The sequence below is a fragment of the Gilliamella sp. Gris1-4 genome (genome assembly GCF_001690335.1).
In the GTDB taxonomy this organism is placed as follows: domain Bacteria; phylum Pseudomonadota; class Gammaproteobacteria; order Enterobacterales; family Orbaceae; genus Gilliamella; species Gilliamella apicola_P.
In genome coordinates this window covers 61,627-77,297 of the sequence record NZ_LZHA01000079.1, presented here as the reverse complement: position 1 = coordinate 77,297, position 15,671 = coordinate 61,627, and the positions used below count along the sequence as shown (strand labels likewise).

Sequence of the window (15,671 nt, the reverse complement as noted above, 5' to 3'; positions counted from 1 at the left end):
ACATTTAATGATATTCATACGGTATTGCCATCGGGTGCAACATCTATTAGTTTAAATAGTCTAATCAGCCAAGGGAAGTGGGGAGATGATGATGGGGATGGACAGGGTACAAATGGTGTTACTGCAACAGGGAGTATATCGTTAGCAATAAAGGATAAAAACGGTAGCACGGTTAATCGTAGTGATACATTAGATATATGTAAAGCGCCTTATAAGGTCACTTTAGATAGTACAGGGGGAAGTTTAACTACACAGTATGGAGTGCCAAATAGTAGTCGTTTTTACGGAGGCACAGCGGTTTATTATATCACTTTGCCGTCACAGCCGGTTATTTGTTCGGTCAGGCCGAATCTAAACTTTGGCTCAACCAGCTCCGCAGGCCCATCTAACATATGGAGTCCTACTAAGGGCTTTTTAGTTCAGTCAACAAACCCATCATCTTACAGCAGAAACTTTCCTACTACAGGTGCAGATGGATTGTATTTTGATTTGGACATAGGAGGGATAGACGCAAGTCAGTTGAGTTGGGCAGTTAACACAAGTGGTAGTCTAGGGATAACGGTGAGTTGGAGGTTGCCGAACCAAGGTGATATATGGATTACAGATAAATCCAAAAATGTAACACGGGTAACATTAACAGGTCCTAGGGCAAGTAGTAGTCAGATAAGCTCAAGTAATCCTGGTTCACTTACACGTCCATCTTTGCCACAGACCTTCGAGTTGGTGGGTAGGGATAGTAATGGTAATGAGGTGAGGTATGGATTTGTGTTAAGGCAGTGGTTCGTCAATCGGGGGAGTGTAAAGAAAGATTATAGTGACCAATTAGCATGGTGTAATCGTTTGGGTTATCGAATGCCACGGGTAAGGGATTTAACCAATTCAAACTATGACTATTTAGGCGCAGCCCCTCGTTCATCAGTTAATGCTTACATGCGTCACATAGGAGCAGGATTTTTCACGGAGTGGGGCAGCATGGGCGGCTACGCTGATGCGGGCTTCGTCGGCGGCCTCTACTGGACGAGCGACGCTTCAGGTTTCTACCAGTTCCGTGTCTACTCGACCTACGGCGCCGTCGGCAGCGGTTCCTACAGTCCTTTCGCTGTTTGCACCGCACCTTAGTTCTTAGCGTTTAGTTCTTAATCCTTAGGACGCGGGGGTGGTTATGGTGCTTGAGAGGATAATATAACAAAGAACAAAGCCCCCGCGTAAGTTGGGGCGTTTCCCTTAGGGTTGCGCCGTTGTGGCAAAGCCACAATAGCGCCGCCCCCCGCCGCCGACGCTGAAAGTGTCGATGGCGGTGGCACAAGGGCAACCAAATAAAGAAGGTCATGCAATGGAAATAGAACAAAGATTAGCATTAAGTGAAAATCCGATTCATTTTTTGAGAGAAGGTCTTTTTTTAAAGACCTACAACCAATCATTTTATGTGATGACTCAATTATTAGGATTCAACATAAAACCGATAATCAAACACATAAAAAAACTCGACCAAATTATTGTGTGTGGCGGGTTTCCGGCAAATATTATTAATAAACGTTGTCCTAAAGCGGTACCGACTGTTTACGGCTATGAATTATTAGATGATTACGATTTAAGTGGCTATCAAGCTTGGTATCAACAGCAGTGTCAATTATACCAAAAAAGAAAAGCCCAACAAAACCAACCACCACAACCACAGCAAACCGCCACTCATGCAAACGAAGTGACTGCACCGAAATCATCGATTTTCACAGACTCAGAGCCAATAGCCGAAACCGCACTGAGCAACATAAATAAAACATTAACATTACAACATTTACTGTTTTTATCATCATGGCAACCCAACAAATATCCGCCTATTGTAGATAGTGCGTTTATTCAAGAGTTAAAAAACTATTTCAGCCAATAGCAGAGCACACTGTGCCCGATGGGGCTATCGCTTAGGGTTGTGTTTTTGCTAAAAAGCACCAACTAAAAACTCTAATAAAATCAATAGTCTATCGAAGCGATTTTTTATCAAAATAATTCTTTTTTGTTAGTGCATAAAATGGGTTGGGTGCGTTGGTTTCGGACGTTTTGACCTTTTGGTGAACAAAATAGCTACAGTGACCACGTCCGATTTAGGGGATTTTTTGCGAAATCCCCTAAAAACCCCTCGCAAGGCTACAGAATGTGGCCTTCGGCTGCCCTCCGCCGACGCTCGGTCTTAACGCACCGTTTGTGGAAGCGCTCCAAGCGCGCCACAAACTCGCCAAACATCCTTGTTTGTCGTGCTAACCTTGCTCTGTTGTCGGCACATTCCGACGCCGGAATAAGACAGACAGCATAACCTTAGGTCTTTTTTGTGAGTTGTTTTTGTGTTAAAAAGCAACGCAAAAACCCCAAAAAAAGTCAATCAAGAAAGGTATTGATTTTATTTAGGTTTTTATTTAACTCTTTTCAAACAAAACCACCCACTTGCATTAACAATAAAAAAGCCCGCTTAAAAAGCGGGCTTCCACACAGTTAATTTGATTTTAATTCAAATACCAACAACCTTTAAACTTCCAAATAATTCAAAATACCTTCAGCCGCTTTGCGCCCCTCACTAATCGCCGTTACCACTAAATCTGACCCTCGAACGGCATCGCCTCCGGCAAAAATTTTAGCATTCGTCGTTTGGTAGCCGTTGGTTTCTGGGGCGATGATTCGGCCTTGGGCATCAAAATCAACACCATGTTCTACTAACCAAGGCATGGCGTGAGGTCTAAATCCAAATGCCATTACAACCGCATCAGCAGGTAAGACAAATTCTGAACCTGCAATCACCACTGGTGAACGCCGACCTTTTGCATCGGGTTCGCCGAGTTCTGTTCGAACCATTTTGACACCTGTGACTTGTCCTGTGCTGTTAATTTCAATGCTGAGTGGTTGTACGTTAAATTGGAATTGTGCGCCTTCTTCTTTGGCATTTTTGACTTCTCGTTTTGAGCCCGGCATGTTGGCTTCGTCTCGGCGATAAGCACAAGTAACTTCAGTTGCACCTTGACGAATAGATGTTCGTATACAGTCCATTGCAGTATCACCACCACCTAATACCACAACACGTTTGTTTTTCATGTCAATGTATGGGGTATCTTGGGTTTGCGCATGTTTCATTATGTGTTTAGTGTTGGCAATTAAAAATGGTAAGGCATCATAAACGCCGTTGGCATCTTCGTTTTGAAGACCCGCTCGCATTGATTGATAAGTTCCAGCACCCACAAAAACCGCATCAAATTCGTTGATTAAGTCGGTTAATTGTACCGTTTTACCGACCTCAGTATTTAGACGGAACTCAATGCCCATTTCAGTAAAAATATGTCTTCGGTTGATTAATACTTCTTTATCAAGTTTAAACGCTGGGATGCCAAAGGTGAGTAGTCCACCAATTTCAGGGTGACGGTCAAACACTACTGGCGTTACGCCATTGCGGACTAAGACATCGGCACAAGCAAGGCCAGCAGGACCAGCACCAATAACTGCAACTTTCAATCCTGTTTTTTCGACGTTTGATAAATTAGGTTTCCAACCCATTCTAAAGGCTTCATCAGTAATATAACGCTCTATATTACCTATGGTAACTGCGCCAAATTCAGCATTTAAAGTACAAGAGCCTTCGCAAAGGCGATCTTGTGGGCAAACTCGGCCACAAACTTCAGGCAGGCTGTTGGTTTGATGTGAGAGTTCAACCGCTTCTAATATTTTGCCTTCATTAACCAGTTTTAACCAATTGGGTATATAGTTATGCACAGGGCATTTCCATTCACAATATGGGTTGCCACAAGCAAGGCAACGATCAGCCTGCGCTTGTGATTGTGGAGCAGAAAATCCTTCATAAATTTCAACAAATTCAATTTTGCGAATGTTTAACGATTTTTTAGGCGGATCAACACGTTGTAAATCGATAAATTGATAAACATTTTGGCTCATTTTCGTGTTCTCCTTACTGTGCTTGAATACGTAATTCTGCTGATGAGCGACTGCGGTGCCCAAGTAGCGCTGTTACATCACTCGATTTGGGTTTGACTAATACAAATTGTTTTGAATAATCATCCCAATTAGCCAAAATTTCTTCCGCGCGTGATGAATGGGTAAGTTGAGCGTGCTCCATTATTAAACCACGTAAATGTTCTTCGTGAATTGAGTAATCAGCAACATTCAATAGTTCCACTAACTCTTTATTTATGCGTTTATGGAAATCACTATCTTCATCTAAAATATAAGCAAAACCACCTGTCATACCTGCACCAAAGTTAACTCCTGTTTTACCTAATACGCAGACAATACCGCCTGTCATATATTCACAGCCATTGTCTCCAATGCCTTCAACAACACTAATTGCACCAGAATTACGTACCGCAAATCGTTCTCCAGCACGTCCAGCGGCAAAGAGTTTTCCTCCAGTTGCACCATATAAGCAGGTATTACCGGCAATGGTTGCTTCATGGCTTAAAAATGCTGAGCCTTGCGGTGGTCGAATCACAATACGACCGCCAGCCATGCCTTTACCAACATAATCATTGGCATCGCCTGTGAGTGTTAAGTCCACACCTCCAGCGTTCCAAACACCAAAACTTTGACCCGCAGTGCCGTTAAAGTTAAGCGAAATAGGATCAGCAACAAGACCTTGGTCACCATATTTTTTGGCAATATAGCCAGATAAACTAGTACCCACAGAGCGATCAGTATTTTGTATATCAAAATAGAGGCTTTGGCTTTGGCGATTATCAACAAATTGTTGTGCTTGTGTGATGATCTCTTTATTTAGCACACCTTTATCAAATGGTTTATTGTCTTCAATACAATAAACTGGTTTGCCATCAATAGGTTTTGCTGTTTCGAGCAGTCCTGATAGGTCAAGTTTTTGTTGTTTTGCTGTGATGCCATCAAGTTCTAATAACAGATCGGTGCGTCCTATCAAATCGACGATACGACTGACACCTAGCTCGGCCATAATTTCTCGCGTGTTACGCGCAATAAAGCGGAAATAGTTTATCGCCTTTTCTGGCAGGCCATGATAATGTTCGCTACGCAGTTTTTCGTCTTGCGTTGCAACACCCGTTGCACAGTTATTAAGGTGGCAAATACGCAGATATTTACAACCTAAGGCAACCATTGGTCCTGTTCCAAATCCAAAACTCTCAGCACCTAAAATAGCTGCTTTGACAATATCAGTGCCCGTTTTTAAACCACCGTCTACTTGTAAACGTATTTTGTGACGTAACCCATTGGCGACTAATGATTGCTGAGTTTCAACTAACCCTAATTCCCAAGGAGAACCAGCATATTTGACTGAAGTTAATGGGCTGGCGCCTGTTCCACCATCATAGCCTGAAATGGTAATTAAGTCGGCATAGGCTTTAGCAACTCCAGTTGCGATTGTGCCAACGCCTGGCTCTGATACTAATTTAACCGAAATCATGGCATTAGGGTTAATCTGTTTTAGGTCAAATATTAATTGTGCCAAATCCTCAATCGAGTAAATGTCGTGATGAGGTGGTGGTGAAATAAGTGTGACACCCGGTACAGAAAAACGCAATTTAGCAATATATGGTGTGACTTTGTCGCCAGGTAACTGACCACCTTCCCCCGGTTTTGCTCCTTGTGCTACTTTGATTTGAATAACATCGGCACTCATTAAGTAACTTGGTGTTACACCAAAACGACCTGATGCAACTTGTTTTATGCGTGATACTTTTATGGTGTTGTAGCGAGCTGGATCTTCACCTCCTTCGCCTGAATTTGAAAAACCACCGAGCGTGTTCATTGCTTCGGCAAGGGATTCATGTGCTTCAGGGCTTAGCGCACCAATTGACATGGCTGCCGAGTCAAAGCGTTTGAACAGTGATTCTTCTGGTTCGACTTGATCAAGTGGAATAGCTGCGTTTTCAGGTGGATTGAGCTTTAATAAATCACGCAAGGTGGCAATAGGGCGGTTGTTGACGATATCGGCATAGCGTTTGTAATCTTCATAATTGCCATTATTGACCGCTTTTTGTAGTGACTGTACTACATCAGGATTATAAGCATGATATTCACCACCATGAACATATTTAAGTAACCCACCTTGTTCTAATGGTTTTCTTTTCAGCCATGCACTTTTTGATAAGTTAAATTGGTCTTGCGCAAAATCATCAAAATTGGCACCATTAATACGGTTAGTAACTCCTTGGAAACAAAGTTCAACGACCTCTTTATTTAAGCCAACTGCTTCAAATAGTTTTGAACAGCGGTAGGAGGCGACGGTTGAAATGCCCATTTTTGACATAATTTTATATAAGCCTTTGTTAATTCCATTACGATAATTAAGAATGGCTTCACGGTAAGATTTTTTTATTGTGCTATTATCGACCATTTGACCTAAAATTTCGTAGGCTAAATAAGGGTAAATTGCGGTTGCACCAAAACCAAGAAGTACCGCAAATTGATGTGGATCACGGCAGCTTGCGGTTTCGACAATGATATTAGCATCGCAACGTAAGTTTTTTTCAACTAAGCGTTGCTGAACAGCTCCAACTGCCATAGGCGCAGGAATTGGTAAGCGATCAGGCGCTATATTTTTATCTGATAAAATCAATAATACCGTGCCATTGCGAACTTTTGCTTCAGCATCACCACATAATTGTTCAATGGCATCGCGCAGGCTACCATCGATTTCATAAGTGATATCTAAGGTTTCTGATTTGTAATAACGTGATTCTAATGCTGTTAATTGTTTAAAATCTGAATAAACCAAAACAGGAGATTTGAACGCAACACGATGCGCCTGACCTTCTGCTTCGGCAAACACGTTCATTTCACGGCCAATACTGGTTGAAAGTGACATAACGTGTGATTCGCGTAGTGGGTCGATAGGCGGATTTGTTACCTGAGCAAATTTTTGACGAAAATAATCATAAATTGAGCGAGGCCTTGTTGATAGTACCGCAAATGGTGTGTCATCGCCCATTGAGCCGGTGGCTTCTTGACCGTTTTCACCTAGCACTCGAATACATTGGTCTAGCTCTTCAGCACTATAACCAAATTGTTTTTGATAAGTTGCTAGCAAGATATCGTCATAATATCGAGAGCCAATGTTATCATCAGGTAGGTTTTCAAAAGGGATCAGTCTTTTAACATTTTTTTCCATCCATTCTTTATATGGATGACGTTTTTGTAAATCGTTGTCTGTTTCAGACGATTGTAAAATGCGACCTTCTTCAGTATCTATAACTAGCAATTCACCTGGACCAACGCGTCCTTTAGTGACGACTTCGTCAGGTTGATAATCCCAAATACCGATTTCGGATGCACAGGTAATGAGTTTGTCTGTCGTTATTACATAACGTGCAGGACGTAATCCGTTACGGTCTAAGTTACATGCGGCATAACGACCGTCAGACATTACAATACCGGCAGGACCATCCCAAGGTTCCATATGCATTGAGTTGAAGTCAAAAAAAGCACGCAGATCTTCGTTCATGTCAGGATTATTTTGCCATGCAGGTGGAACCAATAAGCGCATGGCTCGTACAATATCCATTCCTCCTACAAGAAATAGCTCAAGCATGTTATCTAATGAACTTGAATCAGAACCTGTGACATTAACAAAAGGTGCCGCATCTTGTAAGTCCGGAATGAGTGGCGTTTTAAATTTATAGGAACGTGCTTGTGCCCATTGTCTATTACCTTCAATAGTGTTGATTTCACCATTATGAGCTAAATGCCGAAAAGGTTGCGCTAATGGCCAACGAGGAACAGTATTGGTTGAAAAACGTTGATGAAATAAACAAATTGCTGTTTCCATTCGGATGTCAGCCAAATCTAGATAGAATCGAGGTAAATCTTTAGGCATACATAAGCCTTTATAGATATTGACCTGATTTGAGAAGCTACAAACGTAAAATGTATCGTCTTGTACCCGTTTTTCAATTCGACGGCGCACCATGTATAGGCGGCGTTCTAGATCAATTTTTGTCCATCCGGCGGGTGCATTAACAAAGACTTGTTCAATTTTAGGCAATGATGATAGGGCAATTTCACCAAGCACACTTTTATCAATTGGTACTTCACGCCAACCTAAAATAGATAAGGTTTCATTGGCTAATTCTTCTTCGACAATATCACGGCTAATTTGAGCTTCTTTTTCATCTTGGCTCAAAAACAACATACCAACGGCATAATTACTTGCTAAACGCCAGCCCGCATCTTGTGCCACTAATCTAAAAAATCGATCGGGTTTTTGTAATAAAAGTCCACAGCCATCACCAGTTTTACCGTCTGATAAAATAGCACCACGGTGTTGCATTCTGGCAAGTCCGTGAATTGCAGTACGCACCACTTTATGACTTGGTTGTCCTTCAATGTGAGCAATTAAACCAAATCCACAGTTATCTTTTTCATGATGCTGGTTATATAACATATCATTGCCTCTAATTCATCGTTTTATAATTTAAGAAGGAATAAATAGGCTTTAATTCCATATTGCGTGTGAAGTTAATCAAAAATTAGTTTTTGGTCAAATAAATATTATTTATAAGTCGATCTTTTAATAAGTTATATAAACGTTATTAATAAAGCTAATAGTAGAATTTACCTTTATGATTTATTTTGTTTTTTATAAGTTAAGGCGTTGATTTTAAATTTGGCTTTAGAAAATAAGATATAAGTTCTTTTTCTTTCTTGTTAAAAAGTTTCCGGTAACTAGGTGTTTGAGTATAAAATCTGCTGTTAGATTCAATAACTATGAGTGACAATTGTATACTGTTATAATTTGTTATCTTTTATTTTTGATCTATTGATAATGCAAACTAAAATTACGATTGTGGGTGCTGGCGCCGCTGGGCTTTTTTGCGCAGGTTTACTGGGGCAAAAGGGGTATGATGTTACTGTGATTGATAATGGTAAAAAGTTAGGACGCAAAATTCTAATGTCTGGTGGTGGTAAATGTAATTTTACTAATTTAATGGTTGAACCTAGTAATTATATTTCTTGCAATCCTCATTTTTGTAAGTCAGCTTTGAAACAATTTACTCAGTGGGACTTTATCCAATTAGTAAATCAGTATGGTATTGCTTACCATGAAAAAGATCATGGGCAATTATTTTGTGATAATTCAGCGCAAGATATTGTTGATATGCTATTAAACGAGTGTCAAAAAGGGCATGTTCATTTTATGATGCAGACTCAGGTTGAAGATATTAGCAGTGATAAAATAGGATTTAAATTACATACTTCTCGAGGCATTATTGATAGTGATAATCTTATTATTGCTACGGGAGGCTTATCGATGCCTGCCCTTGGCATGACTTCAATTGGCTATAAAATTGCCGAAAAATTGGCTATTCCAGTGATACCAGTCAAAGCAGGATTAGTACCGTTCACGTTACATAAACCTTTACTTGATATATTATCAACCTTGTCTGGTATTGCTGTTGCTGTTGAAGTTTCTAATGAAAGAGTTAGTTTTAAGGAGAATCTATTATTTACTCATCGAGGAATTTCAGGACCAGCTATTTTGCAAATATCAAGCTATTGGCAGGCTGGAGAGTCAATTACTATTAATTTATTACCTGATTTCACATTCGAATCATCGTTTAAACCATTATTAGAGCAGAATCGTAATCAAACTATAAAAAATTGTTTAGCACAGGTTTTACCTAAAAGGCTTGTTGAGGTGTTAATACAGCTCAATTTGATAAACGATATAATAGTTAAGCAAATTAATCCCAAACAACAGCAAGACTTGTATAATGCTTTAACACATTGGCATATTACTCCAAATGGGACTGAGGGTTATCGTACTGCGGAGGTGACTCTTGGTGGTATAAGTACTGATGCGTTGTCTTCCAAAACTATGGCAGTTAAAACACACCCCAACCTCTATTTTATTGGTGAGGTTGTCGATGTGTCAGGCTGGTTAGGTGGCTATAATTTTCAATGGGCATGGAGTAGTGCATTTGCTTGTGCTAGATCGTTTAATTAATTACGCCCATTTGAATATGGTATTTTTTTACTTTGTATTGTAACGTTGTGCGTGAAATGTTTAATAGTTTTGCCGCCGTTATAATTTTGCCGTTGGCTTGATTTAATGCGTTAATGATGAGTTGTCGTTCATAGTTTTCAACTTGTTCAATTAAGTTGTTTCCATCAGTAGATGTGTTGATAGGTAAATTTTCTGGTTTATTGATATCATCGTTTTGAGAAGATGAACTATTAAGATCGAATAGATCTTCATCAAGGACAATATTCTGTAATTCACCCGGTTCGTTTTGTAATACCATACTTCTGACAATTGTATTTTCAAGCATACGGACATTACCGGGCCAAGGAGCTGATATTAATTGTTGTAGTGCATGTTCACTGATACCGCTAATTACAACATTGACGTCGTTTTTGTGTTTATCAATAAAATAGCGTGCTAACACTGGAATATCTTCTGTTCTGTCGCGTAAAGCGGGGAGTTTTATTAAACCAACGTTTAAGCGAAAAAACAGATCACTTCTCATTTTTCCTGTTTTTAATAGTTCTGTAGGTGGTTCATTCATGGCAGCAACAATACGAACATCTGAATGCATTTCTTTATTACCACCTAATTGCCAGTAGGTTTTTTCTTGTAAGAATCGTAATAATTTACTTTGCATTTCAAGAGGCATAGCATTTAATTCATCAAGGAATAATGTGCCTCCGTTAGCCAGTTCTAAATAACCTTGTCGGTTTTCAGCACCCGTAAATGCGCCTTTGACCGTACCAAATAGGGTGCTTTCAATCAGTGTGGTTGGTAGTGCACTACAGTTGAGCGAGATAAATGCTTTGTCACGGCGTTGGCTTATTTGGTGGATTAAACGAGCAAATAGCTCTTTACCTGTTCCTGTTTCGCCAACTATTAATACAGGAACATCATTTGCTCCCAAGATGTTAGTTTGATCGATAACCTCTTGCATTGTTTTTGATACAAAAACAATTTCTGGTAATGGTTGTTCTTTATTTTGATATAACTTGCTATTGAGCTTGAATACTTGGTCTTGTAATTGCCTAACAGTAGATAAATTTCGACCTATTTCTATTGCGCCGATAATTTTTTGATTTTTATTATAAAGAGGAACTGTTGTGTGCATATAATCTACAAGTTTACCTACATGGTTATAATAGCTTTGGTAATTGTTTTGATATTCTTTCCCATGTTGTAGGGCTTGCAACATCGTGCTGTCTTCTTTTCGCATCTTGGGATAAACTTTAAGCATTGGTTTTCCTATAGCTTGTTCTATAGGGTAACCATCAAGTTCAGCACTTTCCTGATTGTAATAAACATATTTGCCTTCTTTATCAATAATCGCCATTGGTTGATGGATTAAATCAAAAAAATGTTTAAATATTTCCAATGATTGTAATAATTCAGGGTCGATTGTCATGATATTCGTGCCTTTTGAACTAGGGTGATTTGTTATATTTAGCTTTGTTTAATTTAAACGCCTGTTAATTATCATATAAAAATGACAAATTTTTGTCATAAAAACGGATTTTATACTAAATGATTAAATTTTTACTTGTGTTTTGTTTGTTAATATATTGATTATTTTTGTTTTTAAAGTTGGCATGCTGATTGCACAACAAGTGAGAAGCCATTTTACTTATTTTTTATGTAATCATTAACTGGAGGCTATATGTCCGACAAAATTATGTCAAATTATAACAAATTACGCACTGATCTTGTAACTAAAGATCGTCGTTTTAGCGCTGAAAGTGGCAAACTTTGTTTTGATGGTGTTAACTTAGAAGAGTTAGCCAAAAAATATCCAACGCCTTTTTATGTGTTTTCTGAAAAGGAGATTGATCGTAATGTGCAAGAAATTAAAGAGGCATTTAAAGCTCATCCAAAAACAAAAATTTTCTATGCATCAAAAACTTGTTCAGTAATGGGTGTTCTTAAAGCGATTAAAGATGCAGGAATTTATGCCGAAGCGAACTCAATGTTTGAAGTGCGTAAATGTTTAGATATCGGTTTCCCTGGTAGCCAAATTGTGTTTAATGGTGTTGTTAAAAAGCCAGTGGATTTAGAGTTTGCTATTCAAAATGATCTGTATATTATCAACGTAGATAGCTTATATGAGCTTGATATTATTGATGAGATTTCAAGACGTTTGAAAAAGGTAGCAAATGTTTGTGTGCGTGTTGAACCAAATGTTCCGTCAGCAACTCACGCAGAATTAGTCACTGCTTATCATGCTAAATCAGGTATCGATTTAGAACAAGCAGAAGAAACATGTCGTCGTATTTTAGAAATGCCATATGTTCATTTACGCGGTTTACATATGCACGTTGGTGATCAAGTTCCAGAATCAGAGCCTTTTGCTAAAGCTACGAAAGTTTTAGTTGATGAATCACGTCGCTTAGAAGAAGTGCTTGGTATTAAATTTGATTTAATCAACGTAGGTGGGGGGATCCCTGTTCCTTATAAATATGATGAAGAAAATGGTAATCCATTAGAAGATAATATGTATGCAGGTATTACTGCACAAGATTTTGCTGATGCTGTTATTAGTGAAGTACACAAATGGCGCACTGATGTTGAAATCTGTATTGAGCCAGGCCGTAAAGTAACAGGCTCAGCAGGTGTGCTTGTAACTGAAGTTGCCTGTGAAAAACGTAAAACCAATTATGATTTAGATGGCAATATTGAAGAGCATGTTGAGTGGAAATTTGTTGATGCTGGTTATAGTGTGCTATCTGATAGTCAACATTTTGATTGGTTCTTCTATGTTTATAATGCTTCAAAAATCAATGAAACACATGATGAGTACATCAAATTGGCTGGTCCTTTATGTGATGGTGGTGACTATTTCCATGTTGGTGTTAAAGGTGAAGAATTCTTAATGCCAAAAGACACTCAAATCGGTGATATTGTTGCTTTCCTTGATGCTGGTGCTTATACCATCGAAAGCCAAACTGTTTATAACAATCGTCCTCGTACTTCTGTTGTAATGATAGATAAAGAAGGCAAGGATAGATTGATTCGCCGAGAGGACACTTACGAAGATATGGTTGGATACGACATATATTAATCATCAATATCTGGGGCATTTTATGCTCCAGATATTATAAAGTGAGGTTATTATGAGTGATTCTAAAGATTCAAGTCTACTTGGTATTAAAGACATTGTTTTTATGAATGTCATTGCAATACTAAGTTTGCGTCAAATTCCTAATGTTGCTCCTTATGGGGCGTCAGCAATGGTACTTTGGTTACTTGCTGCATTTTGTCTTTTCTTCCCATTAGCTATGGTTTGTGGCGAACTTTCAACAGGTTGGCCAAAAGATGGTGGAATTTTTGTTTGGGTAAAAGAAGCATTTGGTAAACGTATCGGTTGGATAGTTGTTGTTTGCTTTTTGTTCTCTTGCGTTCTTTTCTTCCCGTTAATGTTGCAATTTGGTTTTACTGCAATTGGGTATATGTTTAGCGCTGAGTTAGCTCAAAATCAAGTATTTATTGGTGTTGGCTCTATGGTGGTATTCTGGATTTTAACACTGATGAATATTAAAGGGATGCAATGGACTAAAATTATTAATAGTGTGAGTGCATGGCTTGGTGTATTTATTCCAGCCGCTATTATTGTGCTATTAGCTGTTGTATGGTTATTCACAGGGCATCCTATGGCTACAAGCTATAGTCATGTTAGTGATTGGTTACCTGATTTAAGTAGTTGGGATACTATTGTTTTTCTATCTAGCATGATGTTCGCATTTGCTGGTCTTGAGGTGGCTCCGATGATTGCAGGGCGTACACGAGATCCACAACGAGACTTTCCAAAAGCAATGTTGGTTTCAGCAGTGGTTATTGTTGGTATTTATATGGTCGGAACATGGGCTATTAATACTTTATTACCAGCAGCCGATACTGATATCGTAGCGGGTGTTATGCAAGCAATGGAAGCTGCAGCTAAAGAATTGCATATGCCTTGGTTATTACCAGTAATGGCAATTTGTTTGTTTTTTGGTGCATTAGGACAAATAAACTCATGGTTAGTTGGCCCGATTTATATGCTACAAGAAGCATCAAAAGAAGATAATTTGCTTGGAGAACGCATCGGTCGTTTACATCCAGTATATAAAACACCAGCCTTTGCGTTAATTATTCAAGCTGTTATTGTTACAGTACTTTGTTTTTCAACTTTTGTGTCGCCAAGTATTGCAGCAGCATATTGGATGTTAACAGCGTTAACGACAATTTGTTACTTTATTCCGTACTTAGTGATGTTTATTGCATATTATCGTTTACGTATTACTCAACCAGATGTTGCTCGTAGTTTTAAAATTCCGGGTAAGGTGTTGCCAATTGTGTTACCAGCACTTGGTTTCTTATCTACTCTATTTGCTGTGGTATTAGTATTTATTCCACCTGCGCAAATAGATATGGGGGGGTATGTCGAATATATTGCTAAAATTGTTGGTGGTGCAGTACTTGCCATTGGTTTAGCTGAATGGATTTATTATCGAGCCCAAAAACGAAACCGTTTGCAGTAGTAATAATATATAGAGGAGTAAAATTATGTACAAACCTATATTAGAAATTGATTTACGCAAATTAAGAAATAATGCTCGTGTTGAAAAAGATCTATTAGCTAAACACGGTATTGAGGTTATGGCTGTTAATAAAGTTTTTGATGGTTGTGTTGAAACGGCCAAAGCAGTACTTGAAGGCGGTATTGATGTGATTGCTGAATCAAGAACATACAATTTAAAGAAATTAAAAGAAGCTTTAAATTGTAAAACCTGCTTATTACGGAGCCCTTGTTTAAGTGAAATTAGTGATGTTGTTAGATATGCTGATATTAGCTTAAACAGCGAAAAAGTAGTAATTCAGGCACTTTCTGATGAAGCAGTTAAACAACAAAAAGTTCATCAAGTTTTATTAATGGTTGATATGGGGGATTTACGCGAAGGTATTTGGTTTGAACATATTGATGAAATCATTGATACGGTTAAACTTATTCTTTCTTTACCCGGTGTTGAGCTCTATGGGCTCGGCACCAATTTTAATTGCTATGGTACTGTACTACCTACAGTTAAAAATGGAGTAGACTTTTTAAAAATAGCGCGTAAAGTAGAGCAAGTTTGTAATATTAAAATAAAGTATTTATCGGCCGGTAATTGTACCAGTTACCACTTATTGGATAAAGGTATTTGGCCAGAAGGATTAAATCATTTGAGAATTGGTGGTTTACACGAGTTTGGTATTGAATATGTGGATATGAAATATCTTGACGAGTTTCATCATTCAAATAAACCCGTTGATAAAGCATGTAGTAATATTTATAAATTATATGCGCAAATCATTGAACTCAATAGTAAACCAACAGTTCCTGTTGGTGAATTAGGTGTAGATGCTTTTTTAAACAGTAAAACCTTTGTTGATAGCGGTACACGCAAACGAGCACTTCTTGCCTTTGGACGTCAAGATGTGCCAGCAGAAAGCTGTATACCCATCAATGATGATATTACTGTATTGGGTCAAACCAGTGATCATACCTTGGTTGATATTGAAGATGTTACTCAAACACTTCGTGTTGGCGATGTTATTGGATTTGAGCTTGATTACACTGCTTTACTAATGGCTTGTCAAACTAATGGTGTAGAAAAACGGTTTATTTATTAATTTGTGTTAACTGCTGGGTAACCAGCAGTTTTTATTAATT

Annotated in this window: 9 protein-coding genes; 6 read left to right on the top strand and 3 right to left on the bottom strand. The window is 38.6% G+C overall.

What is annotated here, in order from left to right; genetic code table 11:
* Together A9G31_RS11880 and A9G31_RS09870 are read left to right on the top strand one after the other, a co-directional pair.
* A partial coding sequence (locus tag A9G31_RS11880; protein ID WP_176700387.1) for a hypothetical protein occupies positions 1-1,119 on the top strand: 1,119 nt, incomplete at its 5' end.
* Between the two features lie 172 nt (positions 1,120-1,291).
* Entirely contained in the window at positions 1,292-1,888 is a 597-nt protein-coding gene (locus tag A9G31_RS09870; protein WP_065561491.1) for a hypothetical protein, read from the top strand.
* A 629-nt stretch (positions 1,889-2,517) separates the two neighbouring features.
* Here the strand turns inward: A9G31_RS09870 and A9G31_RS09865 are convergent.
* Both A9G31_RS09865 and gltB read right to left on the bottom strand, forming a co-directional pair.
* Entirely contained in the window at positions 2,518-3,930 is a 1,413-nt protein-coding gene (locus A9G31_RS09865) for an FAD-dependent oxidoreductase (RefSeq protein WP_065561490.1), read from the bottom strand.
* 13 nt (positions 3,931-3,943) lie between these two features.
* A complete protein-coding gene (gene gltB, locus A9G31_RS09860) occupies positions 3,944-8,401 on the bottom strand; it encodes a glutamate synthase large subunit (protein ID WP_065561489.1) in 4,458 nt (1,485 codons plus the stop codon).
* A gap of 381 nt (positions 8,402-8,782) precedes the next feature.
* Between gltB and A9G31_RS09855 the strand changes: the two genes are divergently transcribed.
* Positions 8,783-9,964, top strand: a complete 1,182-nt coding sequence (locus A9G31_RS09855) for an NAD(P)/FAD-dependent oxidoreductase (RefSeq protein ID WP_065561488.1) — start codon at positions 8,783-8,785, stop codon at positions 9,962-9,964.
* Here A9G31_RS09855 and A9G31_RS09850 read toward each other — a convergent pair.
* Positions 9,957-11,393, bottom strand: coding sequence for a sigma 54-interacting transcriptional regulator (locus A9G31_RS09850; RefSeq protein ID WP_141671443.1), 1,437 nt, complete (start codon positions 11,391-11,393; stop codon positions 9,957-9,959). The two genes, A9G31_RS09855 and A9G31_RS09850, sit on opposite strands and share 8 nt — an antisense overlap.
* Positions 11,394-11,642: 249 nt before the next feature.
* Here A9G31_RS09850 and lysA point away from each other — a divergent pair, with 249 nt between their 5' ends.
* Genes lysA through A9G31_RS09835 form a run of 3 tightly spaced genes read left to right on the top strand, consistent with a single transcriptional unit; the run spans position 11,643 to position 15,631 of the window.
* Complete coding sequence (lysA, locus tag A9G31_RS09845; protein WP_065561486.1) at positions 11,643-13,040, top strand: diaminopimelate decarboxylase; 1,398 nt, start codon at positions 11,643-11,645, stop codon at positions 13,038-13,040.
* Between the two features lie 52 nt (positions 13,041-13,092).
* Positions 13,093-14,499 carry an APC family permease gene (locus tag A9G31_RS09840; RefSeq protein WP_034913748.1) on the top strand — a complete coding sequence of 469 codons (1,407 nt, stop codon included), beginning with the start codon at positions 13,093-13,095 and terminating at the stop codon, positions 14,497-14,499.
* Between the two features lie 25 nt (positions 14,500-14,524).
* Positions 14,525-15,631 carry an alanine/ornithine racemase family PLP-dependent enzyme gene (locus tag A9G31_RS09835; protein ID WP_034913744.1) on the top strand — a complete coding sequence of 369 codons (1,107 nt, stop codon included), beginning with the start codon at positions 14,525-14,527 and terminating at the stop codon, positions 15,629-15,631.
* Positions 15,632-15,671: the final 40 nt, after the last annotated feature.